The organism is Afipia broomeae ATCC 49717, from assembly GCF_000314675.2.
GTDB classification, from domain to species: Bacteria; Pseudomonadota; Alphaproteobacteria; order Rhizobiales; family Xanthobacteraceae; genus Afipia; species Afipia broomeae.
This window is the reverse complement of record NZ_KB375285.1, coordinates 23,263-47,472: the sequence shown is the minus strand read 5'-3', so window position 1 is coordinate 47,472 and position 24,210 is coordinate 23,263. Positions and strand designations below refer to the sequence as shown.

The 24,210-nt window shown below is 62.1% G+C and carries 19 protein-coding genes and 1 pseudogene; 8 read left to right on the top strand and 12 right to left on the bottom strand.

Annotated elements, in window-relative coordinates; translation table 11 throughout:
• Positions 1–46: 46 nt before the first annotated feature.
• The 5 genes from HMPREF9695_RS24740 to HMPREF9695_RS24725 form a co-directional block, all read right to left on the bottom strand.
• Entirely contained in the window at positions 47–310 is a 264-nt protein-coding gene (locus HMPREF9695_RS24740) for a WGR domain-containing protein (RefSeq protein ID WP_006023670.1), read from the bottom strand.
• Positions 311–394: 84 nt separating this feature from the next.
• The gene (locus HMPREF9695_RS24735; RefSeq protein WP_006023669.1) at positions 395–856 is read right to left on the bottom strand and encodes a thermonuclease family protein; all 462 of its coding nucleotides are present in this window, start codon (positions 854–856) and stop codon (positions 395–397) included.
• Between the two features lie 556 nt (positions 857–1,412).
• Positions 1,413–1,883, bottom strand: a complete 471-nt coding sequence (locus tag HMPREF9695_RS26525; RefSeq protein ID WP_006023667.1) for a hypothetical protein — start codon at positions 1,881–1,883, stop codon at positions 1,413–1,415.
• Between the two features lie 75 nt (positions 1,884–1,958).
• Positions 1,959–2,447, bottom strand: coding sequence for an Hsp20 family protein (locus HMPREF9695_RS24730; RefSeq protein WP_006023665.1), 489 nt, complete (start codon positions 2,445–2,447; stop codon positions 1,959–1,961).
• A 352-nt stretch (positions 2,448–2,799) separates the two neighbouring features.
• Complete coding sequence (locus tag HMPREF9695_RS24725; protein WP_024921669.1) at positions 2,800–3,819, bottom strand: NADP-dependent oxidoreductase; 1,020 nt, start codon at positions 3,817–3,819, stop codon at positions 2,800–2,802.
• 88 nt (positions 3,820–3,907) lie between these two features.
• On the opposite strand from HMPREF9695_RS24725, the gene HMPREF9695_RS24720 reads away from it, so the two are divergent.
• On the top strand, positions 3,908–4,891 hold the full coding sequence (locus HMPREF9695_RS24720; protein ID WP_024921668.1) for a LysR family transcriptional regulator: 984 nt from the start codon (positions 3,908–3,910) through the stop codon (positions 4,889–4,891).
• Between the two features lie 183 nt (positions 4,892–5,074).
• Here the strand turns inward: HMPREF9695_RS24720 and HMPREF9695_RS24715 are convergent, their stop codons facing one another.
• Both HMPREF9695_RS24715 and HMPREF9695_RS24710 read right to left on the bottom strand, forming a co-directional pair.
• A complete protein-coding gene (locus tag HMPREF9695_RS24715; RefSeq protein ID WP_006023662.1) occupies positions 5,075–8,578 on the bottom strand; it encodes an ATP-binding protein in 3,504 nt (1,167 codons plus the stop codon).
• Between the two features lie 3 nt (positions 8,579–8,581).
• Complete coding sequence (locus HMPREF9695_RS24710; RefSeq protein ID WP_006023661.1) at positions 8,582–9,850, bottom strand: metallophosphoesterase family protein; 1,269 nt, start codon at positions 9,848–9,850, stop codon at positions 8,582–8,584.
• Between the two features lie 509 nt (positions 9,851–10,359).
• Here HMPREF9695_RS24710 and HMPREF9695_RS24705 point away from each other — a divergent pair.
• On the top strand, positions 10,360–12,096 hold the full coding sequence (locus HMPREF9695_RS24705; RefSeq protein ID WP_006023660.1) for a retron Ec67 family RNA-directed DNA polymerase/endonuclease: 1,737 nt from the start codon (positions 10,360–10,362) through the stop codon (positions 12,094–12,096).
• Between the two features lie 101 nt (positions 12,097–12,197).
• Here HMPREF9695_RS24705 and HMPREF9695_RS24700 read toward each other — a convergent pair whose 3' ends face one another.
• The 4 genes from HMPREF9695_RS24700 to HMPREF9695_RS24685 form a co-directional block, all read right to left on the bottom strand.
• Positions 12,198–13,346, bottom strand: coding sequence for a UvrD-helicase domain-containing protein (locus HMPREF9695_RS24700; protein ID WP_006023659.1), 1,149 nt, complete (start codon positions 13,344–13,346; stop codon positions 12,198–12,200).
• Positions 13,343–14,977, bottom strand: coding sequence for an ATP-dependent nuclease (locus tag HMPREF9695_RS24695; RefSeq protein ID WP_006023658.1), 1,635 nt, complete (start codon positions 14,975–14,977; stop codon positions 13,343–13,345). Before HMPREF9695_RS24695 ends, HMPREF9695_RS24700 begins: the two co-directional genes overlap by 4 nt.
• Positions 14,978–15,065: 88 nt before the next feature.
• Entirely contained in the window at positions 15,066–15,728 is a 663-nt protein-coding gene (gene scpB / locus HMPREF9695_RS24690) for an SMC-Scp complex subunit ScpB (protein ID WP_006023657.1), read from the bottom strand.
• A gap of 1 nt (position 15,729) precedes the next feature.
• Complete coding sequence (locus HMPREF9695_RS24685) at positions 15,730–16,671, bottom strand: DUF1403 family protein (RefSeq protein WP_006023656.1); 942 nt, start codon at positions 16,669–16,671, stop codon at positions 15,730–15,732.
• Positions 16,672–16,794: 123 nt separating this feature from the next.
• On the opposite strand from HMPREF9695_RS24685, the gene HMPREF9695_RS24680 reads away from it, so the two are divergent.
• The 3 genes from HMPREF9695_RS24680 to HMPREF9695_RS24670 all read left to right on the top strand — a co-directional run bounded on the left by HMPREF9695_RS24680 (position 16,795) and on the right by HMPREF9695_RS24670 (position 19,957).
• The gene (locus HMPREF9695_RS24680) at positions 16,795–18,090 is read left to right on the top strand and encodes a site-specific integrase (protein ID WP_006023655.1); all 1,296 of its coding nucleotides are present in this window, start codon (positions 16,795–16,797) and stop codon (positions 18,088–18,090) included.
• 131 nt (positions 18,091–18,221) lie between these two features.
• Positions 18,222–18,659 carry a hypothetical protein gene (locus tag HMPREF9695_RS24675; protein ID WP_006023654.1) on the top strand — a complete coding sequence of 146 codons (438 nt, stop codon included), beginning with the start codon at positions 18,222–18,224 and terminating at the stop codon, positions 18,657–18,659.
• Positions 18,638–19,957, top strand: a complete 1,320-nt coding sequence (locus HMPREF9695_RS24670) for a hypothetical protein (protein ID WP_006023653.1) — start codon at positions 18,638–18,640, stop codon at positions 19,955–19,957. Before HMPREF9695_RS24675 ends, HMPREF9695_RS24670 begins: the two co-directional genes overlap by 22 nt.
• Positions 19,958–20,171: 214 nt before the next feature.
• Here HMPREF9695_RS24670 and HMPREF9695_RS24665 read toward each other — a convergent pair whose 3' ends face one another.
• A complete protein-coding gene (locus HMPREF9695_RS24665) occupies positions 20,172–20,570 on the bottom strand; it encodes a hypothetical protein (RefSeq protein WP_006023652.1) in 399 nt (132 codons plus the stop codon).
• A 41-nt stretch (positions 20,571–20,611) separates the two neighbouring features.
• Between HMPREF9695_RS24665 and HMPREF9695_RS24660 the strand changes: the two are divergent.
• The 3 genes and pseudogenes from HMPREF9695_RS24660 to repB all read left to right on the top strand — a co-directional run.
• Positions 20,612–21,541 (top strand): annotated as a pseudogene (locus HMPREF9695_RS24660) (site-specific integrase); the annotation flags it as partial.
• Between the two features lie 401 nt (positions 21,542–21,942).
• Positions 21,943–23,148, top strand: coding sequence for a plasmid partitioning protein RepA (repA, locus tag HMPREF9695_RS24655; protein WP_006023650.1), 1,206 nt, complete (start codon positions 21,943–21,945; stop codon positions 23,146–23,148).
• A 2-nt stretch (positions 23,149–23,150) separates the two neighbouring features.
• Positions 23,151–24,170, top strand: a complete 1,020-nt coding sequence (repB, locus tag HMPREF9695_RS24650; RefSeq protein WP_006023649.1) for a plasmid partitioning protein RepB — start codon at positions 23,151–23,153, stop codon at positions 24,168–24,170.
• The last annotated feature ends 40 nt before the right edge of the window (positions 24,171–24,210 follow it).

The following is a 24,210-nucleotide window of genomic DNA, read 5'->3' as shown; positions in this document are numbered from 1 at the left end:
CCGTGAGGCGGGGCCTTCGCCATGCTCGAGTCGCGCCTGGCAGCCGCTAGTTGCGATCTGCAGCGCCAACATCGTGATAGCCACGCCGCCTTTTTGCACGCTCAAGCTGGCCTAGAGCGACGGAGGCTTCCTCGGGCTGGTCGAAGGTCTCCATCATCGACTGGCCGGTGGGCCCGATGCGCCCCCAGTTCCGGATGACCGACGCGCCGCCGAACAGCGTCGGTTGAAGCGCGAGCGCGTAGAAGCGCCGCATGTTTCGGGCCGGCTCGACGCGATGCAGATGGAGCTGTTCAGGAACCTCGTTGGCCATGACGTGAGTCTCGCTTCCTTTAGAAGCGGCGTCCAACGCCTTTCATGAATCAATCTGCGCTGACCGATTCATCAGCCTGATCAGTCAGTCGCACCAGTTTCGACGCGGGCCGCCCCAAGGGCGAGCGAGCCCTTCGGCGATCAATGGCGCGCCAAGCGAGTGGCCAGCCCGCCTTACCACGCGCAGCTTGCAGCCTAAACGGTCTTCGTCCCGGTCCGCGGCGACGAGAGAGAACGGACCGGCATTGAGTAAATCGAGGAGTCTGCGCTTGGCCGCCTCTCCCTTCATCCGCTCTGTCTCGCAGTGCGGCGGGCTCAGTTCGGGAGCATCGATATCCGCTATGCGGATCTTGACCCGCAGATGCCAGAAGGTGTCGCCGTCGACGACGCAGGTCGCGCGCCGCGCTTCGCCGCATATCGAGAACGTCGCCGCAAGGCTGTCCGGATAGGAGGCGGGCAGCGGCCGTTGTGTCGGACTGGCCCGAAAGGGTGGATCCGAGGCGAGCGTCGTCGCCGCAACCAGCAGCATTCCCGCGGCCAGCATCATCTCGGTCTTTATGAAACTTCTCCCTTGATCGATCGAAGCCGGCGATCTCCTCTAGTCTCGGGTCCTTGCTGGAATGTCGATCATGCAGGTCAGACCCTGGAGGCATTCGCCCTTGCGCTTGGCTTGGGCGATCAAGATTTTGGCGAGCCGCCTGCGGCGGACGGCTCTATTCGCTTCGCTCACGGAGCCCGCAGGCGGTCTCCGCCGGGTCCGGTGACGATCCTCTCGCGAGACCATTTAAGCCGAGGTCAAGCCGATGCCCCTTTTCGGCGGCCTTACGGCGCGATCGCCTCCGATCAAGTACGCACCCATCGGGGTCGCGATGCCCGCCGCCCGAGAAGGGCTACGTTTATCGAGGTCGAATGCCGGACAGCCCTTCGGTCATCTGCTCTCGTCCGAACCGCGACTGAGACGCCACGTAGAAGGTCCCGCCGTGAGGCGGGGCCTTCCCAGACAAGTCAGCGACGATGGCCAGCGTTGGATCGGCAAGACACCGACGGATGCGGCCCGTGCCTTAGGCGGCCGGTAGGTTGGTCAAAATCGCCACTGCGCTGGCTTATGCCTGCGCAGGTTCGGGATGAACAAAAGCTCCACCCCCGCCGATTCTTGGCGGTATGGTGGCCAGAGCGGGACAAGGCGGCGGATCGTCGTCGTCATCGCGCCGGCGGCGGGATACGATGCGAGACCATTTTCTCAGCGCGGAGCGGCGACGCCGCTCCGGCGGCATATGCCCCAGCCCAAAGGCTGGGTTCGTCGAAAGCGTTAGGCTGTCGAATGTGTCCAGCGCCTTCAGAGCGCGCAGAATCTCGTCCACCTCGACAATAGAGCCATCCTCTAGCTGACGCAGCGATGGAGAGCCCGGAACTGCGCGGGCGTCAGACGCCCAGGAGGCTAACAGGGCCCGCTTCTCAGCACGGCTCATCTCCGGATCATTTATAACGTCATCAGGCTGCTGGAATATCGGATGTCCAGCGCCGCGGCGTGCTTTATGGCGATCAATGTTTGAAAAGCTGCTATATTCAGTCATCTCCGTTTCTCCGCAATTCGTGACACCCGGATAGATCGGGAGGCAAATCGCAGGGTTTAGGTTTGGTCGACGGGCTCAGGCAGCTTTGCGCTGCGGCTCCGTATCCTGGCTGATCTGCTTCGTCTTGCCGTTGTCTTCCGCCGATGGGGCGCTGCGCGTCGAGCCGATGGCGATCCGGCGAGGCTTCAACTCCTCGGGAATCTCCCGCACCAGATCGACCGACAGCAGGCCATTCTCCAACGTAGCATTGGCGACCTTGACGTGGTCGGCAAGCTTGAACGCTTGTTTGAAATCGCCGATCGCCAACCCTTGGTGAAGAATCTGCCTATTCTCCTGGCTCGGCCTTTTCTGTCCCGTCACGATGAGCTCAGGACCGTCCTGGGTGAGCTCCACCTCATCCGGGCTGAAGCCGGCGATTGCCATGGTGATGCGGTAGTCGTTGTCGCTCTTCTTCTCGATGTTGTAAGGCGGCCAGTCTGAGCGCACGCTGGTATCGAGCATGTCGAGAAGGCGATCGAAGCCCACCGTCGAGCGGTAAAGGGGCCTATAATCGAAGCTTCTCATAGCCATATCCTCCGTAAAGCAACATGGATTACAAGCAGCGTCACAGCGTCTCTGCGACGCCTATTGGTCGGGCCGAAGCCCCGACGCAGAAGGATTTGGGAGAACCAAAAACTCAGTTCAAGAGAGCAAACCGAGATTTTTTGAACGATGTTTACGTTCAAGCAGCCGGATCGATGACGTCGGAGCGGATGCCGTAAACTACACCCTCCGACGGCGAGCCGCCGTCCGAATGGGCTCGACAAACGACACACTCAGCCCCGCCGCGAGCCCGGACGGCCTTGCCGCTTCGCTCATCAAAGCGCCCACCATCTCGAATCAGGCGCCGTCCCAAGACGCGGCTTTGGGATTGACGTCATTTTACCGCCAGGACGATCTTGCCTTGAATGTGCCCCTTGGCAGCTCGCTCGTGCGCAAGCCGCGCGTCGGCAAGGGCATAGGTGCTATCGAGGACGACCCGGATCGTGCCTGCAGCAAGCAAGCTTCCAATCTCCGCCAGCTGCGCGCCACTCGACCGGACCTGAGTCGCCGAGACCGTGACGCCCAGCTTTTTCGCATCCTCCGCGCCGGTGAAGCCAAGAGGAAAGACAGGAAACAGTGCGCCGCCCGGCTTCAGCGTGCGCAAAAACCGTCCGGTGCCGGGTCCGCCCACGGCGTCGACCACAAGATCGACGTCATGCGCCACGTCCTCGGGAGGCGTCTTGGTGTAGTCGATGAACGCGTCGGCGCCGAGATCGCGCAGAAGCGCCTCGTGCTTGCCCGACGCCACGGCGATGACATGGGCGCCTTTCAGCTTGGCGATCTGCACCGCGAAATGTCCGACGCCGCCAGCCGCTCCATTGACGAGAACGGTCTTGCCTTCCAACGGTACCGGCACATGCGGATACGGTTGTAGCGGGTTGGGCGCGTCGTGCCCCAGATCGACCAGAAACTGCCACGCGGTGAGCAGCGACATTGGCGCCCCCGCAGCGTGCGCATGGTCGATCCCGGCCGGCTTGATCGCGACTTCGGAAGCCGGCACGCTGACATACTGGGCGTAAGCCCTGCTGTCGCCAGCGAGGCCCGAGGGAAATCGGACCATCGAATAGACCTCGTCACCCACGGAGAAACCTTCGACATCGCCGGCCACGGCCTCGACGACGCCGGAGATGTCGGTCCCGAGGATGAGCGGGAACGACACCCGCGGCTGCCATTCGGGCGGAAGCATCTTGTAGCCCTCACGCAGATACCAGTCGGGTGGATTGAGGCCGACGGCGTGAACCCGGACCAGCACTTCGCCTGGCTTCAACTCAGGCTTCGGGGCATCCTCATAGACCAGCACCTCGGGACTGCCGAACGCGTGCTGCCGGATCGCCTTCATTGTATCGGTCATCATAATCTCCTTTCGCCGTTCGGTGCTCAGACAGCGATATAATTCCAGTCCCGGCATTGATAATCTGCTCCAATGGCGCTTCAATAGTGCCATGAAGGAACAAATGCTTTTGGAGCGGTTGACCGGCCTGATCGCGTTTGCGCGTGCTGGCTCGATGGGTAGCTTCACCGCCGCTGCGCGCTCCCTGTCGATCTCGCCCTCGGCCGTCAGCAAGAGCATCCAACGTCTTGAGCGGCATCTGGGGGTTGCGCTCTTCACCCGCACGACCCGGTCGCTGGCGCTCACGGCGGAGGGTCGCGATCTGCATGAGCGAGCGCTGCGGCTGCTGGGCGAGGCGGAAGCGATCGAGCAGGCGGCGATGAGCGCGCGCTCGGAGCCGTCTGGCACCTTGCGGGTGGCGGCGTCGCTGCCGATCGGACTGCATGTGATCGCGCCCGCTCTGCCTGCGTTCCGAAAGCGTCATCCCAAAGTGACGGTCGATCTCAGACTGACTGACCGGATTGTGGACATCATCGAGGAAGGCATCGACGTCGCAATACGCATCGGCGATCTTGCGGATTCGCGCCTGTTGTCGCGGAGCCTTGCCCCGTATCGACTCTGCTGCTTTGCGTCACCCGCTTACCTTGCGGCGCGCGGCGCGCCACAGCACCCCGACGATCTGGCGGGGCACGACCTCGTCAACCTCCGCTATCAGAACACGGGTCAGAGCTTTTGGTGGCCCTTCCAGATTGGCGGCGAGGAGATCGAATTGGCGCCCACCGCCGGCATCGTCATCGACGTGAGCGATGCGGTCGCCGTCACGCTCGCGGCCGGCGGCGGCATCGGCATCAGCGCGACCTTCATCGCAGCGCCTTATGTCGAGCGCGGCGCGCTTGTCCCTGTGCTTGCCGCCTTTGCGGTCGAGCGACACAACATCACGGCCGTGTGGCCCGAAAGCCGCCGCGCAAATCCTGCCGTGCGTGCTTTCCTGGACCTGTTGCAGGACGTTTTCCAAGAGCGGCTGACGGCCACGGCGAGCCTGTCGGAAGAAGGGCGCCACGCTGCCGGCCCACAGGCGACAGCGAACGGTTCTTAGGGACGAACATCGCGATAGACGCTAACCCCTACTGCGGCCCACATGGGTATACTGCTGGACGGGTAGCCCAGCACTACCGGCTTGGTTATCCACGACTGCGAGGAGCAGGCCGAGCGCCTCGATGGATCCCGGCGCTCGCTTTTTTGCGGCCTGCTCGGGAGCGGTGTTTTGTTCGCAAAGCTGTCAGGCGACCTCCCGTCTCACCTCGGCCTCGTCAAGGCGATGTAACCGAGCCGTCGGGCACACGCGTTGAACGATTTCGCAAAGGTGCTGGTGATGCGTGAGGTAAATCACCTGGCCGACCTGGGCCATTTCCGCGAACAAGCGAAATGCCTCCTCCGCGCGGAAATCATCGAACGTCTCCATGATATCGTCGGCGACGAACGGCACCGAACTGCGAGCGCGGGCAAACTCGTGATAGCCGGCGACGCGTAGCGCGAGGTAAAGCTGGAAGCGCGTGCCTTTCGAAAGCTTATCGGCGGCCTTCGAACCGCCCTCTGCTGAAATCGCAATCAGCGTATCGCCGTCCTTGCCGGGCTGGGCGATGAGGCCGGTATAGGCGCCGCGGCTGATGGTTCGGAACGCCTCCGACGCACGCGCCATCATCGAACTGCGATGGCGCTCGCGATAGCTGGCGAGCGCCTGCTGCGTGGCTGAGATGCCGGCACGTAGTTGCAGATATCGCGTGGCGCCATCCTCAATCTCGAGCAGGGTCGTCCGTCGGCGCTCCTCGATGATGGCGACCCTGGCGTCTCCACCGATCGCCTCGACCCGATCCTCGGCGGCGGACTTCGCCGCGAACAGTTCATGACAACGCTTGTCCTGGTCTTCCGCTCGGGTCGTCAATTCCGTGAGCTCGGCCTCGAGTGCCGGCCTGTCCGCTTGATCGAGCGCCGCCTCCGCACGCTGGATATCCGATGCACGAAGAGCCTCGATGATATCCTTTTCCGCCTCACGAGCTTGGTTCATGAGGTCGGTTCGTCGCTCGATATCGGACAGCTTCCGGGACACCTCCTCCAGAGAGCCAACCGCGAAAAACGCCGTCATCCGCTGCTTCTGTTCGTCATGAACGGCTTGCGATTCTGCAAGCTCACGCTGGCGCGCTTGTGCCTCCCCGGTCCGCTGCGTCAGGCTGGAGCGCTGGTCGCGGGCCGCCGTGGCACTCCGGACCGTTTCGACGACACGCTGGGCCAGCTCCAGGACGGCGTCGGGACCCGGTTCAATCCCGAGAAGCCCCGTGAGTGCCGCAACCTCCTCGCTGAACGCGAGCTGGTCCCGTTCCATCTTGTGGATGCGGTCGAGAAGGGCAGCACGCTTCTCAATGGTCGGGGAAAGCTCAGTGATCGCGGCGAGCACCTCGCGCACTGCGCCGACCGCCGGGGTCTCGGGTCCCTCGCCGAGCCAGCATCCACGGCATTCCGCCGCCCACGCCTCTGCCCAGCCCTTCTCGTCCGATGTGGCACGCTCCGCGGCGCGTTCCCGCGCAACAACATCTCGGCGACGCTCGTCGAGCTCGACTTGGAGACGGCGCAGTTCGGCTTCCCGATCGAGCGAGGTTTGGGCCATCCCGAGCACGGCATCAAAGCTCGCGTCAGGAGCCGGCGCGAGATCCGCACCCGCCATCGCGGTCGTAAGCCGTTCGGAGGCGGCCGCCGCATCACGCTCAGCAGCAGCAATGTCCCGTTCGGCGCTCTGTAATGCGGCACGCGCCTCAAGCGTCTTTTCCCGCCGGCTGATCCACGCCTCAAGCTCCGCAAGCGACAGTGCCTTGGGGAAGCAGGCGGCTATCACGCCGGCCTCTGCGATGACCTCGGCGTCAATTGCCCCTAAGGCCGCATCGGCTTGTTGGGCGAGTTCAACGGCGCGCGTCAGATCCGTCTCCGCGACGGCAAGCGCCTGTTCGGTCTGATGCAGCTTCGCGAGCTCGCCCATGTGCGAGAACCGCCCTGCAGTCACAATGTCGTCGTGGCGCAAGACGGCTTCGAACGTATCTGCAGAAGCTGTGTCGAGCGCCCGACGGTGCGCGGCCCAAGCCTGCTCACGTTGCGAACGTACTTCCGCGGCTTCGTGATCTGAAACAACGCCGGTCGTCGATGCGAAACTGGCCTTCTCGGCTTCGAGACGCCTGACGATCGTGGTCAGGCGTTGCACCTCTGCATCGCAGCGGGACTTTGCCGACACTGCCTCCCCGCGGGTAACCTTCCAATTCTGCAGCGTATCCGGGCTCGGGCAATTCATGGCGACTAATTCATCGCCGGTGCCCTGCCAGGGACGAAGTGCGACGAGTCGGTCATTGAGCGCATCAAGGGCAGCCGCACGATCGCGCTCCGCCAGCCGGCGACGAACATGATGGTCCGCTGAGCGAAGTGCTTCGATCACGACGGCCAGCTCTGCAAAAGCGCGCTTTCGCTCCGCCTGGACCGTAGGGTCAGCACCGCCCTCGGGCAGCTTCGCCGCAACGTCATCCAGCCGGCGCCGCGCCTCGGCAAGCTCGTCGGATGCGTTCCGGCTGGCGGCCTTGATCCCCGAATAAGCTTCGACCAGATCGCGCAGTCTGCCGATGGTCGCGGAGCTCAACACAAGCCGCTTGGGCTCGGTCTCTTCGGGCCGCTCGATGCGCTGAAGAATTCCGGCGATAGCCAAGTCGAGCTCGCGCAACTGCAGGCGTCGCTCAGGAAGATCCTTTTCAGCGGTGACGTACCGTGCGCGCAGGTCGACAAGCCGCTCTACGCGGTCGGCAGTCCGCAAGGCTGTCTCGTCCACGATGACGGCCCGACCCTCGTCGGCAAGTTGGCCTATCTCGTCGGCAACCGCGCTGATTTTGACACCAAGCTCGATCTCCTGCTTTTGGAGCCGCGGCACTTCGGCTACCCACCCCTGCGGTGCCTCCGGAATATCCGCCAAGGGTGCGACCCGTGCTCGAATGCCCCGTAGAGCCGTGAGACGCGGTAATGCGGTGAGATAGCCCCGGATCTCATCGACGCGCCGCTGGACCTCGGCTCGTTCCTTGACCGCTTCATCGTATTGAACGGTTGCCCGGTCCCGGGTGTCCACCAGCCGAGCGTGATCCGTGGCTAGTGTGTCAAACTGCTCGCGCTCAGCTTTGAGTTCGGCGAGGCGCGACTTCAAATCCGCGAGTGCTCCGGACCTAGCCCGGTATTTGTAGAAGCTGTCAGCATCTGCCGTCAGGTCGACCAATCTGTCGCTGAGGTGCGAGAGGCCTGCACTGGCCGAGAACAACAATTGGCCGAGATCCCCCTTGCTTGCAAGGATGCTCTCGCCGCCTTTTTCGAGCGTTTCATCATCGAGCGAGAACATGGTCCGATAGGCATCCCGCTCGATGCCGCCGAGTTCGCCGCGGATCGCGGCTTCTGGAACGCTGCGATCATGGCCGTCGACCAGGCTGTTCTGCGAGCGTTTGAGACGTGCGAACTCCCTTGTCTCCGCTCCGATATCCAGAGCGGCGCCGATGCGCATGGTCGGATAGGGGTGAAGGAAGTTGAATGGGCTCTGCGAACCGATCCCGAACAACAGGTCCAGGAAGGCAGCAAACGCGGTTGATTTTCCCGCTTCGTTTGGTCCGTAGATGATATGCAGGTCCGGCTGTCCATTCACCCGCTCGCCGAAGTCGATTCTGCGATCGGTGAATTTGCCATATCGGGTCAGGTCAAGGCGGCGAAGTCGCATGCATCACGCTCCTTCGCCCGGAGCTTCAAGACGTGCCATGACGCCCTCTGCGCCGTCGCGCGCCAGCTGGGCGACCGCCTCCCGGAAAGACGCCTCGTCCTTGCCGAAAATGTCGCGACATTCCTGCGGCAACTGAGCCCTGATCTCTTCGGCGATGCCTGCAAGTTCATTCTGAAAGGCCGCGGAATCGAGGACGTCGTCTTCGATCAAGCGATGCAGCTCCCTGAGCGGGTCGCCCGATGTCTCGCTCCGCTGTTCTCCGGGACGGCATGCGATTTCGAGCTGCTCGACCCAGCAGCTGCCGATCACCGAAGCCCGGTCATCGGCCTCGGTTTTCAGCAAGTCGCCGTCGCGTCGAATGCGCCATGCCAGCGGCGTCGCACCAGTCACTCGCACGCGAGCGACAAGGTGCTCTGCCCGGGCAGCAGCCCGTTGGTTCTCGAGCGCGCGCGTCACTGCGGACACCAGCTCGCGCCAATCGTCCATTCCCGTGGCATCGACGGACACGCGTTCGAACTGCGCGACACTTGTGACGCGCTCCTCAAGATGGATCGAGCGATCGTCCGAGATGGTGACGAGCGTCACGGATTTCGGCCCGGCTTCGTTGATGTCACGCCCCTGCGGCATGCCGGGCATCACGATCGCGCAGGTGCCTTCGGTCGCCGAGCGCTTGTGAACGTGGCCGAGCGCCCAATAATGAAATCCTGACGCCTGTAGATCGGCCGGGCTGCACGGGGCGTAGAGGTCATGGCCGGGAGCGCCGCCGAGGCTCGTGTGCATGATGCCAATATTGACCGCCCCATCCACGACCGGCCGATAGCGCCCCAGGAGGCTTTCCGGGGCATGAGGTTGAGCAAAGCTCAGGCCATGGACGACGACGGGGACGCGTCCGGGCGCGCGATCGATCGCGATAGCCTCCCCTCGCCCGCCGAAGATCTTCACGGAATCCGGCAGCACCAATTCCTTGGTGATCTTCGACAGCGCGTCGTGGTTGCCGCGGATGATGAAGACACGAATGCCAGCCTGGTCCAGGCGCCGGAGCTGCTCGGCCAGGAAGCGGGCCGTTTTCATCGAGGTCTGATCGCCATCGTAGAGATCGCCGGCGATCAGCAGCGCGTCGACCTGCTCGTCCAGGCACAGATCGATCACCCGGACGAAGGCGCGCCGGGTGGCGTTACCGATCAGCTCAGCCAACTCGGAATGCCGCAGCGCAAGCGAGCGCAGCGGTGAATCGAGATGAATGTCTGCGGCATGGACAAATCGATACGTCACCCTCGCCTACCCCTGCATTTATGGCTTGCTCGCATTGGGTGGACCTTACGCGCCGGTCAATCGGCGTGATATTGAAATCGCCGAGGAACGCCGGGATAACCGCGAAATTCACAGAAACAGGGGGAGAATGATAACTTTGTCTACGCGATAGGCCTCTAAATTTGAACCCGTAGCCAGGCGGGAAGTCTTTGAGATCGCGTTAGATTTCGGGGCAATTGCCGCAATCCTTCTGTACCTATACTCGTGTGACGTCGTATTGACATCCAGAACAAATCGAGAGCTTGGCATGGCGCGCGACAGATGGTACCGCAATATCAAGCTTACAGGCAGATTTGTTATCGTGTTTCGCGATATATGATCCGATGTCTCGGACGCTGCTCCCTACACGCTGCTCGATTGCAGCATGATGTGACGGCCTATGCGACGCGTAGGAGTGCCTGTAAGCCTTCTTTCTTCGGTGCTTCACGTTGAGCCTCACGGATCTTCGCGCCACGCGAACCAGACACGAAGTGGCAGCGCTGCTGCGCTATCGCCCAAGCGCCGTGTCGTTCATCGTCCACGCAACGCCGCCGGCGGCCCGCTACATCACCTTCGATATTGCGAAGCGAAGCGGCGGTGTCCGCACCATCGATGCGCCGAACGACCGTCTGAAAGGGCTGCAACGCAGCCTTTCGAAACTGCTTTATGAATGCCTGCGCGAGATCGAAGCAAAAGATCCTCGCCGCAACAAACTCTCCCATGCGTTTCGTCCCGGCGCTTCGATCATCAGCAACGCTAAGACGCATCACCGGCGTCGCTACGTGCTGAACCTTGACCTGAAGGACTTTTTTCCGGCTTTCAACTTCGGCCGCGTTCGCGGCTTCTTTCTGAAGAGCGAACACTTTCGTCTTGCGGAGCCGGTAGCAACGCTTTTGGCTCAGATCGCATGCAAGGACGGAAAGCTGCCGCAGGGCAGCCCGTGCTCGCCGGTCATCACTGAGTTGATGACGCACTTTCTCGATATCCGGCTGGTGAAGCTGGCGGCGAGGCATAAATGCACTTACACGCGCTACGCGGATGACATCACAATCTCCACGAACCAGCGCGAGTTCCCATCGGCGCTAGCCGAATTGGACGGGGCCGAGTGGAAGCTCGGCGAGGAGCTTGTGTCGCGCATCAATGACGCCGGCTTTGAGGTGAATGACGCCAAGACGCGCATGCAGCTTCGCGGAAGTCGGCAGATGGTGACAGGGCTTACCGTCAACGAGAAGGCCAATGTAGCGCAGACATACTACAAGCGGGTTCGCGCGACAGCGCATCGCTTCCTGACAACGGGGGCATATGAACTCAACGGGGTGGCTTGCAACTCCGTGCCGCGCCTGGAAGGCATGATCAATCACATCTATCATGTGCGCGAGCGGCAGATCGACATTGCGATCGCGAACGAAGGCAACAAAGAGAAGCAGCATAAGCTGCACGCCGAGCGCACGAAGATGAAGAATGAGTGGCCCTCGGCGATCCGCGTCGTCTACTACGAACTCATTTTCTTCAAAAGCTTCATCAACCCGCCGCGGCCGTTGATCATCTGCGAAGGGCCAACCGATCCTGTGTACCTGAAGAGCGCCATCCGGCGGCTTGCTGCCGCGCACCCACTTCTTGCGTCAGTCGTGGGAGGCAAGCCTGAGCTGAGGGTGAATTTTTTCAAGTATTCTGATCAGGCGCGTGACTTCCTTCAGCTGCGAGGGGGCTCCGGCGATTTGCTGCGCTTTCTGATTTCCTGGAAGGACGCCTTTAACCGCTACGAGTTTCGCCCGGCCGAGCATCCGGTCATCGTTCTCATCGACAACGATGATGGGGCGAAAGAGATTTTCAGCTACCTCAACAACAAAAAGAACTATGGCCTAGATATCGCGTGGGACAAGCATGACCTGTTTTTCCATCTCCACGGACCCCTCTATCTGGTGAAGACGCCGGCGCTCGGCGCGAACCTCATGTCTTGCCCCGAGGATTTCTTTGAACCTGCCGTTCTGGCGGAAAAGCTCGACGGCAAATCCTTCAACAAGGAAAACAAGATCAATCCCGCGACCGAGTATGGAAAAGCTGTGTTCGCAACGCGGGTCGTGAGGCCAAGGGCCGGGTCGATCAATTTCGCCGGTTTCACCCCATTGCTCGAACGGATCGAGGCCGTGATCCGGGACTATGCGGCACGAAAGGCCGCGGCGGCGGCTCCAGTGCCAGCGATCGCAGCCGCCGCTCCCACGCCGTGACGTTGCGATGGTGGGCTTTCGCTGGGTGTAGAAGCGATGGGACGATTTCGGAGTCGCGTTAGCTGCATAGCTAGGTTCTCGCGACCGATGAGATCCCAGAATCAGATTGCTGGCACTTGGTAGAGTGAAAAGCCCGCGGGCAGCGAGGCCGATCTCCAATCCATCGCAATAGCTACGCTGTAACGCGCGCGGGTGAGCGCAACATAAAACTTTGCTCGGCTTTGTGCCGCCAGCTTGCTGTCCGGATCGGCAAGCCATTGCTTCATCGGATCCGTTGGCAGGATCACGACGTGGTCGAATCCACGTCCCTTGGATTCTCCAAAGTTCACCGCCTGCGACGACGGGTCGACGCCCCTGCTGGTGACCTTGTCGCGCAGCTGCACGGGTCTGACGGTCGCCAGATAATGATCATAGTCTGCGATCCTCAAGATGAATACGCCAGCGCTGGCCGGCAGAGGGCGATGGCACGAGGCACACTCGCAAGCCTGAGTGGCAGCAAACCCGGGGAATAGCCGTGACGACACCGCACAGATGGCCTCGCTGTTACGGTGCGATCGGTTCAGGCTTACCTCGTCAATCTCGATCTTCAGCTTTTTGGGCAGCGACCGTAAAAAGTCTGCGATGCCGCCGTCGGCATATTTTGCGAAGCGGCGCTCGTTATGGGTCAGGTAGGTCACCTGCCGAGGATCGCCAACCATCAGCAGGCGGACCGGGCTTCGCGCCAGCGCTTCGATGATGTCGAGATCATAGCCAGCGAGGTCCTGGACTTCGTCGATGAAAACGTGAGGGAACACCCGGCTCAGCCTGTCGACGACCGCGCCGCCGCTCTGCTCGTTGCATCGGATCACCAACTTGGACAGCTTGTCCGAGAAGACCTGTCCACGCCGATCAAAAAAGTGGTTTGCGATGTCTCCTTCGGGCCAGGTCACCGCGATGCCCCGGCTGTTGGTGTAGCGAATGGCCGACTGGGCTTGGACCAATGCCATGCCTTTGACCAGAAATTCAAACACAGCACCCTGAAACGGCTTCACGCCATGGGTAATCAAGAGACTGAACCAGGTCATGATCACCACGTTCGACGGAACATGGCCAACGACGTCGAAAAATTTCTGGCGGATCTCCGCCTCGTTGGATTCGGTGTAGGTGGTGATCAGGACCCGCTGGTCCCTAATCTTAAGTGCCTCTTCGACGAGGTAGGTGGTCTTGCCGGAGCCGGCTGCCGCGATGACCAGCCTATTCTGGCCAATCACGGCGCGATCGCCCGGGTAATGTAGTCAGGATAGGTAATCGCCGTTTTCGAACTGAAGATGGCCAGTGCACAATCGGTTTTGTTGGCGCGCATATGAAGGTGGAGTTCATCGTCTGTCTTGGCAGCGGTCCCGAGCATCTTGTTTAAGGCTTCTCGACCGTTCGCCTTCAAGATTTTTGGCTCAAGCGTGTTGTAATTGAAGGGCTTTTCTTTGACCGTCAGCCCACCCGTGTCGACGTCGGGGTCGAAGCAAATCCTGATCGACGGTTGGCCATCGAACGCGGCGTACTTCTTCTGCACTGCAGCGGTGTCGCCGTCGTTGTCGGTCACCACGGCCGCCGGGATTTTCAACGCCAGCGCTAGCTCGAGGAAGCGCAGGAAGGCCGTACCGACCGAGATGACGTCAATCCCGTCCTGAATAGGCAAGCGCCCGCCATTGGCGTCCATGTAGGCCCGCTGGACCACCAGTTCGTCGGAGTCGCCTTCCACCAGGATCGCCTTCTTGGCCAAAGCCAGGCGCAAGGTGTCGTACCCTGCAAGTTTCTTGAAGAAGTCGCTGGCCTGCAGCTCCGAAATCCGGACTACCTTGCCCTCGCGCAGCACGATCAGATGGTCGAGGCCGAGCTTGTTGGCCACGAAGCTGCTGTGGGTCGAGATGATGATCTGCTTCTCGCCGTGCTGGGCAGTTAGGTCAGCGATCAATTCGTTGAGCCGAGCGTGCGACAGATGGTTTTCCGGCTCCTCCAGCAGGATGGCCGTGGCCTCGGCGTTTTTCTTGGTGCTGAGGGCGAGCTTAGTTTTGATCACGCACTGCTCACCCTTGCCGATGTACTGGAAAGGGATGAAGTCGATGTAGGTCATCAGACTGCTTTCCCAGGCGGTCTGGGACGACAGATCGACAGAGATGGAGACGGACTTCTGACTAATTTTCGCGGCCTTAGTAATCCGATCGTTGATCAGCTTCAGGTTCTTGTCCTCGACGAAAGCCTCCTTCAGCTTTCGGTGCGCCTGCGAGATCGAAGCGCGCTCGGTCTCCTCCAGCACGTCACGGATGATCCGCGAGACATAGACGTCGGACCCGTTTTGAAGCCGGGCGCTGGATGAATCAATCAGCGCGGACTTGATCGGAATGTTGCGCGAGGTGATCCCCTTGCGCGCGAACGACCGCATGGTCGCAGCATAGTATTCTACGGGAATGGAGGTCAGCTCCCCGGCCGCCACGATCGCTTCGTAGGGACCCTTGTAATTCTCCTCGTCGAACTCGACGCGATATATCACGCCGCTTGCCTTAATCTTCTCGGAATTCCCGTCGCCCTCGAGCTCGGCCAACTCGCTCGAGTCTCCCGAGAAGAACAGCTCAATGGTGATCGCCGGCGGCGGTAAGGGTGACCCGGTCTTCAGGCTGGCGACGTACTTCTGCTGCGCGGCCAAATTAAAGAGGTAGCTGGTCAGATCGTTTTTGAGCGGGCGGCCGTTTAGCATCCCGGTCAAGCCCAAGTGGATCGCCTCCAGGATCGTGGTCTTTCCGGACTCGTTGCCGCCGACGATGACGTTCAGGGCATCGTTGAGCGCGAGAGAAAACGTCTCCTCATAGCACTTGAAGTTGGTGATCTTTACCTTGGCGATCTTCATGCGCCCTCGATGCTGAGTTCGTGAAACGCCGCACCCGCGAATCGCGACATAGGCGATATTATCACCACTGGCCAATCCGACGGGTCGTTCAATCTAGGCGATCATCCTCATCAACGAGTCCGCCGGGAGCGATGGGAATATCCCCCGCCAACAACTTTTCCTTGCTGAGCAGGCCGGCGTCCTCAAGCGCTTCCATGTCCGGCAGGTCGCGTAGCGTGTTGAAGCCGAAGTGCGACAGGAAGCCGTTGGTCGTCACATAGGTGTAGGGCGCGCCCGGCTGCGGGCTGCGAGGTCCGGCCGCGATGAAGCCGAGGCCGCGCAGGTGGCCGATGGTGTCGCGACTGACCTCCTTGCCGAAGAACTGCGACAGCTCGCTGCGGGTGATCGGCTGGTAGTAGGCGATGCAGGCGAGGATCAGGTTCTCGGCCTGCGACAGGGACTTGTCGGCGCCGCCGCCGATTGCCGTCCGGATGGTATCGCCGAAATTCTTTCGGGTGCGGTATTGCCAGCCGCCGGCGACGGAAACGAGCTCGTAGGGCCGGCCGCGCAGCTCGTCTTGGATGTCGTCAATGATTAGGTCGAGATTGCAATCGCGGCCGACGACGCGCGACAGCACCTCGCGCGTCACCGGCGCCGGCGAGGCGAAGATCACCGCCTCGACGCGGCCCATCCATTCGCGCCAACGCAGTTCAGGCGGCAGGTCCGCGAGGTCGAGGTCGAGATCCGTCTTTGCGCGCGCCCGCCGTCCCATGTCAGAGCCCGTACAATCGGAAGGTCGGCCGGCCGGTCAGCTCGCGGACGGCGCCGAGCGCCACCAGGCGCTCGAACAGGCGGCGCATGCTGCGGTCGCTCGCGGTCTTGCCGGCGCCCGCGGGCTGCGCATCCTCCATTATCAGGATCGCCACCATGGTGTCGGCGTCCTTGCCGCGCAGCTTCGGCGCCGCCGCCAGCAGGCGATCGGCGCGCCGCGCCAGCTCGACATAGAGATCCGCCGCGCTTGCAGCCGCACGCGCATAGGCCTGGGCGCAGGCCCTCGGCCAGGCTTCATCCGCCACGTTGGATTTCACAGCCACGCGCAGATCGCCGCGGCGGATCTGGCTCGCGATCAGCGGCACCGCCATCGGCCATTTCAGGCGCTGGGCGAGCATCATGTCGGCGAGCCACAGGGCAAGCGGCTCGCTTTGCGGCACGAAGCGCAGGCTGGCCGCCGCAATCTCTGCGGCGGCCGCGACGGCATTCCCCTGCCCGGTCATCAGCTTGTCGGCCTGGGCGACGACATCCTCGAGCGCGTCGCTGAAGCGCACCTCGAACAGCGCCGACAACCGCAGGGTCCAGTCTTTCGACGCCATGGCGCTGCGCTCGCCGAGATGCCGCCAGGCTTTCAGGATGCGCCCGCCCGGGCCCGGATCGTCACCGTCGCGGCGCAGATACCAGGCGTCGCGCAGCGCCGCCTCGTCCTCGGTGCGTCCGCCGTGCCGGGCCAGCACCGCGGCGTTCGACAGCGACAGCCGATGCCGCCACAATGATCCCAATGGATGCTCGCTGCGCGCGATCGGATGGATCGCGGCGAGCGCGGCGCCGGCCGAAAACATCGCGTCATCAACGCTCTCGGACGTCACGCCCTGCCGCACCCAGCCCGGAAACGGCGGGAAGGTCGGCGGGGCATCGGGCATGAGTCGCGCGCGTGAGGCCATGATCGAGCCTATCTCCACGCGGCGCTTTTCGCCACCCAAATCGCACAAAACCGCCGCGCCTGTCGGAAAATAAAAACGACCGATAATGTTGCATTATCGGTCGTTTTGCTCTTTATATAAAGAATGGCCCAAAACGTCGAGCAGAAGCCGAGAAATTACGTCGATCGACCCTCCGGACCGTCCCACGGCACGGGGCCAACGGCTGACGTTTCGGCGGCGCGGCCGTCGGCCGAGCTCAAGGACGACCTGCCGGATATCATCGACGTGGTCATGGAGATGGGAAAGATACCGGAGGAGCCGCCGGCGGAAGCCGAAGCCCTCCGCTATGGCTCCGGGCGTTCGTCGTTCGGAAAGCCAAATCGTTGGCTTTCCGCCGGCGATGCCGACCACTCCTCACCCCCTCCCCTTCCGGTCGTGTCGAACCCGCGCCTGCCGGCGCATCTCGACGCGCTCGCCGATCGGGCGCGTGGCTATGTCGAGGCGGCGAGTTCAGCCAACACGCGCCGCGCCTACGCGGCAGACTGGAAGCATTTTACCACCTGGTGCCGCCGGCAGGGCGTCGAGATGTTTCCGCCCGATCCGCAGGTGGTCGGCCTCTACATCACCGCATGTGCGTCCGGAAAGGCAACAGGCGACAAGAAGCCGAACTCCGTGTCGACGATCGAGCGCCGGCTCTCCTCGCTGACGTGGAATTATGCGCAACGCGGCCAGGCGCTGGACAGGAAGGATCGCCACATCGCCACGGTCATGGCCGGCATCCGCAACACCCACGCCTCCCCTCCCCTTCAGAAGGAAGCCATCCTCCCGGAAGACCTGATCGCGATGCTGGAGACCTTCGACCGCGGCACGCTACGCGGTCTGCGCGATCGCGCCATGCTGCTGCTGGGCTTTGCTGGCGGTCTGCGCCGCTCAGAAATCGTCGGTCTCGACGTTGCCAGGGATCAGACCGAGGACGGACGCGGTTGGGTCGAGGTTTTCGACAAGGGCGTTCTGGTGACGCTACGCGGCAAAACCGGCTGGCGCGAGGTTGAGGTCGGTCGCGGCTCGTCTGATGCCACCTGCCCGGTCGTTGCTCTGCAGACTTGGCTGAAACTCGCTCGCATCGCCCATGGCCCCCTGTTCCGGCGCGTCACCGGCCAAGGCAAGGCGGTGGGCTCTGAGCGGCTGAACGACCAGGAGGTGGCACGGCTGGTCAAACGCGTCGCATTGGCCGCTGGCGTCCGGGGCGACCTGTCGGAAGGCGAACGGGAGCAAAAGTTCGCGGGGCATTCGCTGCGCGCTGGCCTCGCGTCCTCGGCCGAGGTCGACGAACGCTACGTGCAGAAACAGCTCGGCCACGCATCCGCCGAGATGACTCGCAAATACCAGCGCCGGCGAGATCGCTTCCGGGTCAATCTCACCAAGGCGAGCGGGCTGTAGGGCCAAAACCCCCTCCCCTTCTGTGCCAGCTGCATCTAGGCATCACATAGGCACGACAGGTAGTTACGAATGAGTTCCATGCCAAAGTCTGATACAGTGGGGCTGATGGAATTTCTAGGAAACGAAGACGAATGAAACGGGCGGGCAACAATCCGAAAAGGCGAGTGGCACCTCAAGATCTATTGTCCGACGGCGCAAAGGAGGAGCTGGCTCTTCGCGCGCGCTATATCGGCAGCGGTCACCACAAACGAAATCCCGCTGACTACGGCCTTGAGCGTACAAATCCACGCCCCACGAAATCACTATGTGATCTTCTTCGAACTGTGCCACTGGCGGAGGCACAGGGACTCTTGCAGCAGGGAATTAACCTCGGAATGGTAAGCGAGCTTGCCTTTGACGGCTTCCCGAAGTTTATCTGGTCCGTGGACATGGAAGGTGAAGTTTATGAGGCCAAGACGGATCCTATGACCACAGGAGTCTATCACGGCTATCGCCTCGAAGAGGAGGACGATATGCGTGACAACGTGAAAGCGATTTGGAAGCAGAGATGCCAGCCAGCTGGACGATAGCGGCGGATTGGGAGTCGCTCGACGTAGGCTCGCCGGAGGAGCGGGCCTGCTTTGCCGCGCTCGGCATCAAGGCCCAAGGCATTTGGTTGACTGAGGGAAACGACGTCCTGGCCAACCGTCTTCGTCAGTCGCCCCTGCTTTCCGCCTATCACCTAGCCGAATGGCTTGCCTGGAACTGGTGGCGGCTGCGTTGGGAGCCTCGTTCCAACGCCTACGACTGGCCGTACGCTCACCGTATGGCAACTATCGGATCTGGGTATATCTGGCCAAATATTACGATATTCTCTGATGGGGAGCGGATCGCACTTATTTCCAAACCTACAACCGAGCGTCCGCAAACTCCGTTCCGATACATCGCTGACCACGCTGGGATCTTGCCCGCGAGCGAATTCGAGTCCGAACTTGATCTTTTCATTGGTCAAGTGATCGAACGGTTGGATTGGGCATCGATATCTGGAAGCAATCTTCAGACGATTTGGGCCAGCGTTTGTGAGGAACGTCGGGTGCCCGAGCTTGCTCGCGCCCGCAAACTCGAAGCCCTACTAGGAAGAGATCCAGACGCCGCCGAAAGCGGGGTCGTAGAACACCTTGTAAAGGACATCGCTGACCTAGGTGCGTCGGCCGTCGAGGAACTCGCAGCGGAACATGGTCAGAGCGGAAAGATCCTTACGGGCAATCATCTCCGCGATGTTGCCACGAGCTACGGCTTTGACGCTGCTCCGAAGGACGTAGCGCGCCTGCCTGCTGAAATTGGCTTACGTATCGGTGGGCAGATACCAGCCTACCGAGTTGGTGCATCGGCGGCTCGTGCGCTGCGCGAACAGGAGCGGTTGGGCGAAAAGCCAATTTCCAGCCGCAAGCTTGCTGAGATCGCAGGCGTTGATCAGGCCGTAATTGACGATCGCCGAGGCTCGCCTGATATTTCTTTTGCGCTGGATGAGGTTCACAAAAATGCGAGCCGAGTGGTGTTGCGCTCCAAATGGCGCTCCGGTCGGCGGTTTGAGCTCGCGCGGCTCCTTGGTGATCGTCTAGCTCGCCCCCCCATTGGACGCCTGTTGCCAGCTACGAAGGCATACACTTATCGCCAGAAGATGCAGAGGTCCTTTGCTGCTGAGTTTCTTAGCCCATTTTCAGCGGTCGATGAGATGCTGGCTGGCGACTACTCCATGGAAAGCCAGCAGGACGTAGCGGAACACTTCGATGTATCTCCTTTGACGATCCAAACTTTGCTGATGAATCATGGCCGCGTTGAAAGAGACGCTTTCGATACGGAGCTCGAATCCGCCGCCGCGGCGTAGCGAAGTGCTTCAGGCTAGATCCTTGGCTCGATGATTTATGACTATCGATAACCACCCCTTATCGATAGTGTTGGACGTCCGAACGCAAATCAGCGATTCTCGCGCTCCAGAGCCCCGGAAAATCACGCCCGCCGGGCCTCCGATCGACCAGAGGACAGCGCCGCTGCCAGCCCCCTGCCCTCTTCCGGACGCCCGCGGCCGCCGCCGGCGGCCGTCACTCGGTACGCGGCACGCTTTGATGCGGCGCGCTGGTCGCGACCTCGCCCCGGGCGATCGCGACGAAACGGCGCTTGACCTCCGCGAACAGGCCCGGTGTCAGCGCGCCGTGGTAGCCGCTCTCGGTGTCGACGGCGCGCAGGTCCGGCCCGGGCCAGGCGAAGCGGTTGCTCTCGGTCAGCACGATCCACGAGCGTTCGGCGTCGAGCCGCAGACGTCCCTTGACGTCGGCCGGGATCTCGATTGCGTCGGCCGGATTGGTGGGCGGCGTGTGGGTGATCGGCAGGACGCGCACGATCGGCGCGCCCTCCTCCGTCGTCATGACGATCGCCAGCACCAGGCAGGGCCGGTCCTTGTCGCCCTCCTCTCGGCCCTCGCGGTGCTGCCAGTCCCACAAATAGGCGTAGCGAAAAATCCAGCCGACGCGGACTGTTCTCGCCCATGCCTTCCTTGGCGAGGTGCTTGAGAGTCGCGACGTTCGTCGCGCATCATCTGTGGGATCCCGCGCAGCGCGCGATCGACTTGCGCCATGGCATGCCAGCCGACGTCGCTGGCGAGCTGCGCGCCGAGGGCCTGCTGCGAACCGAGGGACCGCACGCGCCGAATACGGTGAGGCGGCGCCTTGCCAGCTGGGGGACGCTGCACCGCTGGAAGGGGATCGACAGTCCGCTCAGCGCGCCGAGCCTTCGTTCGGCCGTGCGTCTGGCTGTCCGCGCTTCTCCGCGGCCGCGCCGCCGTAAAAGCAAGCGCTCGGTAACGCGAGACGGCCTCGATAAGCTGGCCGCAACCTGCGCGACCGATCGGCTCGCCGATACGCGCGATCTCGCGATCCTGCTGCTGGCGTTCGCGTCCGGAGGCCGGAGGCGGAGCGAGGTGGCGCGGTTGCGTGTCGAACAGCTGAGCGACGAACCCGGCGTTCCGCTTGATCCGCTTGATCCGAAGTCGCCGACCTTGCCGTGCGTCTCGATCCAGCTCGGTCGCACGAAGACCGGCGATGCTGACGAGGCGGGCAGAGTGTTCCTGGTCGGCCCGCCCGTCGAGGCGTTACGCGAGTGGCTCGAGCGAGCCGATATCCGGAGAGGCCCGATCTTCCGCGCGATTGACCGTTGGGAGGCTCTTGACGAGCGAGCACTGACGCCGCAGTCCATCAATCTGATCGTCAAGCGACGCTGCGAGATCGCGGAGCTTGATCCCAAGGAGTTCACGGCGCACGGGCTGCGGGCGGGATATCTCACCGAGGCGGCGCGCCAGGGCATCGGCTTGCCGGAAGCGATGCAGCAGTCGCAGCATCGGTCGGTCCAGCAGGCGGCGAGCTACTACAACGAGGCGGAGCGCGCTCAGGGCAGGGCGGCCCGGCTCGGTGTTTGAGTAGCGGCTGATGAAATGAATGGCTTGAGTTGTCCGCGTACAACTCGACGCAGGTCAGCCTCGTCAGGCTTCGGCCCCCTCTGTCTGGCGCGAATATAGGCGGGAGCTCGCACAAACAAGTGCCGGTGTACCGTACGGCGCGGCGTTGAACGCTCCCCGACTCGCGCCGCGCGCGCGTTAAGTTGTCCGCGTACAACCCAGTCACGTGAGGTGCGACAGTTCGTGCAAGGGCAAACATACGCTCTTAAGCGCGCCAAAGCCGAATTCCGCCTTGGTTGAGACCATTCCGTTAACTTCTCATTAACCCATTAATCCTTGCAGCAACGAAAGAATCGGGCATAACTTGGGTTCAACGCTTTTTGGGCCGACCTGCTCAGAAAACCGCAGATGCAGAGAAACCGATGCCCGCTACGCTTCTGCCGAAAGACAATGCGCCTCGCGATCTCAGGTCGTTGATCAACGCCGATGCGGCGGAGCTGTCAATGCGGCTTCGCGCGAGGCAGCTTGAGGACTTTCCCCCGGAGGCGAAAAAGACGTTGCGTCCGTTCTCTCCATCCGAGGCGGCGCGTTTCATCGGAATAGCCGACGGCTATCTCCGTCAGCTCGCCTCTGAAGGGAAGGGGCCCGATCCCCTTCCCAATGGGCGTCGAATGTATTCGCTTGAGGATGTCGAGGCGCTACGCCAATCGCTCGACGCTTCTGGCAAGGGCGGCCGCCGCTACACGCCTCGCCGCAGCGAAAATGAGAAGTTGCAGGTCCTCGCGGTGATGAACTTCAAGGGGGGAAGCGGCAAGACGACGACATCGGCCCATCTGGCCGAATACCTCGCCTTTCGCGGATATCGTGTGCTGGCTATCGATCTGGATCCTCAGGCGAGCCTGACTGCACTCTTCGGACTGCAGCCCGAACTCGACGTCGCGGACAATGACACGATCTATGGCGCCATTCGGTACGACAGCGATCGCCGCGAGATGGCCGAAATTGTGCGGGCTACCTACATTCCCACGCTTCATTTGATCCCCGGTCAACTCGAACTGATGGAGTTCGAGCATGAGACGCCGAAGGCGTTGATGACGCGGCAGGACGGCGGCCAGATGTTCTTCGCTCGCATCGGTGAAGCACTGGCGCAGGTGAGCGATGCCTATGACATCGTCATCATCGATTGCCCGCCGCAACTCGGGTTCCTGACCCTCTCGGCACTCTGCGCCGCGACAGCTGTACTCATCACAGTCCATCCTCAGATGCTGGACGTAATGTCGATGTCTCAGTTCCTGAACATGACCGCTGGCTTGCTCGATGTCGTCGCCAATGCAGGCGCGGCGACTGACTACGACTGGATGCGCTATCTGGTCACGCGATACGAACCGAGCGACGCGCCCCAGACCAAATTGGTGGGCTGGATGCGCTCGATCTTGGGTGAACGAGTTTTGACCCATCCGATGGTCAAGAGCACGGCCATCGCCGATGCCGGATTGACCAAGAACACACTCTACGAGGTCGATCGGAAGGGCTTCTCCCGTCCGACCTATGACCGTGCGATTGAATCTCTCGACCTCGTCAACGGTGAGATCGAGGGTTTAATTAGGCAGGTCTGGAAGAGGGTCTGAGCATGGCTCGGAAGATAAGCTTCGACCACGTGCCCAGCGAGCCACAAGCGTCGCAAGAACCTCCAGCGCGACTGTCGGCCAACCAGGTCCGGCCGCTTCTGGGCCTGGACCGGCCGCTCAAGCAACCGGGCGCGCTCGGTGCGATCTCGCAGAACCTCGGCGGGATCAAGGAGCGAGCGGATAGGGCCGACGAGTTGGAGAGACAGCTGCTCGAGGGGCAGACGATCGTCGAGCTCGATCCGGCCCTCGTCGACGATTCCTTCGTACCGGACCGCATGGAGGCGAGCGCGGCCGATGAGGCGGCGTTCCAAGAGTTGATCCGCGAGCACGGTCAAAATACGCCGATCCTCGTTCGCCCGAGCCCGGAGAATTCAAGCCGCTTTCAGGTAGCCTTCGGGCACCGGCGCCTACGCGCTGCCCGCTCGCTCGGAAGAAAGGTGCGGGCGGTGGTCCGCGCTCTGAGCGACGAAGAGCTGGTGGTCGCCCAAGGCCAAGAGAACAGTGGTCGAACCGACCTAACCTTTATCGAGCGAGCCCGCTTTGCCGCGCGACTCGAAGAGCGCAAGTTTTCGCGCGAGACAATCATGGCGGCGTTGAACGTCGACAAGGCTGCGCTATCGCGACTCATTGCGGTTGCGACCCGCGTCCCCACCGAGGTCGTCGAGGCGATCGGCGCCGCGCCTGGCTATGGCCGCGTTCGATGGCAGGAGTTGACCGATCTCCTTGATGGCGACGGCAATCGACACCGCGCCATCGCGCTTGTGAAGGAGGAAGGGTTCGCTGACCAAGACAGCGACAAGCGGTTCGAAGCACTCGTCGCAGCGTTGCGCACCAAGGCGGCGCGGGCGCGGGCGGAAAGCTGGTCGGCGGCCGACGGCACGCTCGCAGCGAAGGTTATGCGAACCGGCAAGAAGCTCAGTCTGACTTTCGACGACCGCGTAGCCCCGCAATTTGGCGAATTCGTTCGCGAGCACTTGCAAAGGCTCTACGACGAATACCGCGCCGCGTCCGGCGAGGACTGAAGGAACACCCACCCGGAATGAGCCGGCTGGGCAGGTGCAA

Excerpts from the sequence above, each read along its gene's own strand:
- HMPREF9695_RS24735 (WP_006023669.1), bottom strand. The coding sequence starts at position 856 with ATGATGCTGGCCGCGGGAATGCTGCTGGTTGCGGCGACGACGCTCGCC.
- HMPREF9695_RS24730 (WP_006023665.1), bottom strand. The coding sequence starts at position 2,447 with ATGAGAAGCTTCGATTATAGGCCCCTTTACCGCTCGACGGTGGGCTTC.
- repB (WP_006023649.1), top strand. The coding sequence starts at position 23,151 with ATGGCTCGGAAGATAAGCTTCGACCACGTGCCCAGCGAGCCACAAGCG.
- HMPREF9695_RS24720 (WP_024921668.1), top strand. The coding sequence starts at position 3,908 with ATGAAGGAACAAATGCTTTTGGAGCGGTTGACCGGCCTGATCGCGTTT.
- HMPREF9695_RS24740 (WP_006023670.1), bottom strand. The coding sequence starts at position 310 with ATGGCCAACGAGGTTCCTGAACAGCTCCATCTGCATCGCGTCGAGCCG.
- HMPREF9695_RS24695 (WP_006023658.1), bottom strand. The coding sequence starts at position 14,977 with ATGAAGATCGCCAAGGTAAAGATCACCAACTTCAAGTGCTATGAGGAG.
- repA (WP_006023650.1), top strand. The coding sequence starts at position 21,943 with ATGCCCGCTACGCTTCTGCCGAAAGACAATGCGCCTCGCGATCTCAGG.
- HMPREF9695_RS24670 (WP_006023653.1), top strand. The coding sequence starts at position 18,638 with ATGCCAGCCAGCTGGACGATAGCGGCGGATTGGGAGTCGCTCGACGTA.
- HMPREF9695_RS24675 (WP_006023654.1), top strand. The coding sequence starts at position 18,222 with ATGAAACGGGCGGGCAACAATCCGAAAAGGCGAGTGGCACCTCAAGAT.
- scpB (WP_006023657.1), bottom strand. The coding sequence starts at position 15,728 with ATGGGACGGCGGGCGCGCGCAAAGACGGATCTCGACCTCGACCTCGCG.
- HMPREF9695_RS24685 (WP_006023656.1), bottom strand. The coding sequence starts at position 16,671 with ATGGCCTCACGCGCGCGACTCATGCCCGATGCCCCGCCGACCTTCCCG.
- HMPREF9695_RS24680 (WP_006023655.1), top strand. The coding sequence starts at position 16,795 with ATGGCCCAAAACGTCGAGCAGAAGCCGAGAAATTACGTCGATCGACCC.
- HMPREF9695_RS24715 (WP_006023662.1), bottom strand. The coding sequence starts at position 8,578 with ATGCGACTTCGCCGCCTTGACCTGACCCGATATGGCAAATTCACCGAT.
- HMPREF9695_RS24725 (WP_024921669.1), bottom strand. The coding sequence starts at position 3,819 with ATGATGACCGATACAATGAAGGCGATCCGGCAGCACGCGTTCGGCAGT.
- HMPREF9695_RS26525 (WP_006023667.1), bottom strand. The coding sequence starts at position 1,883 with ATGACTGAATATAGCAGCTTTTCAAACATTGATCGCCATAAAGCACGC.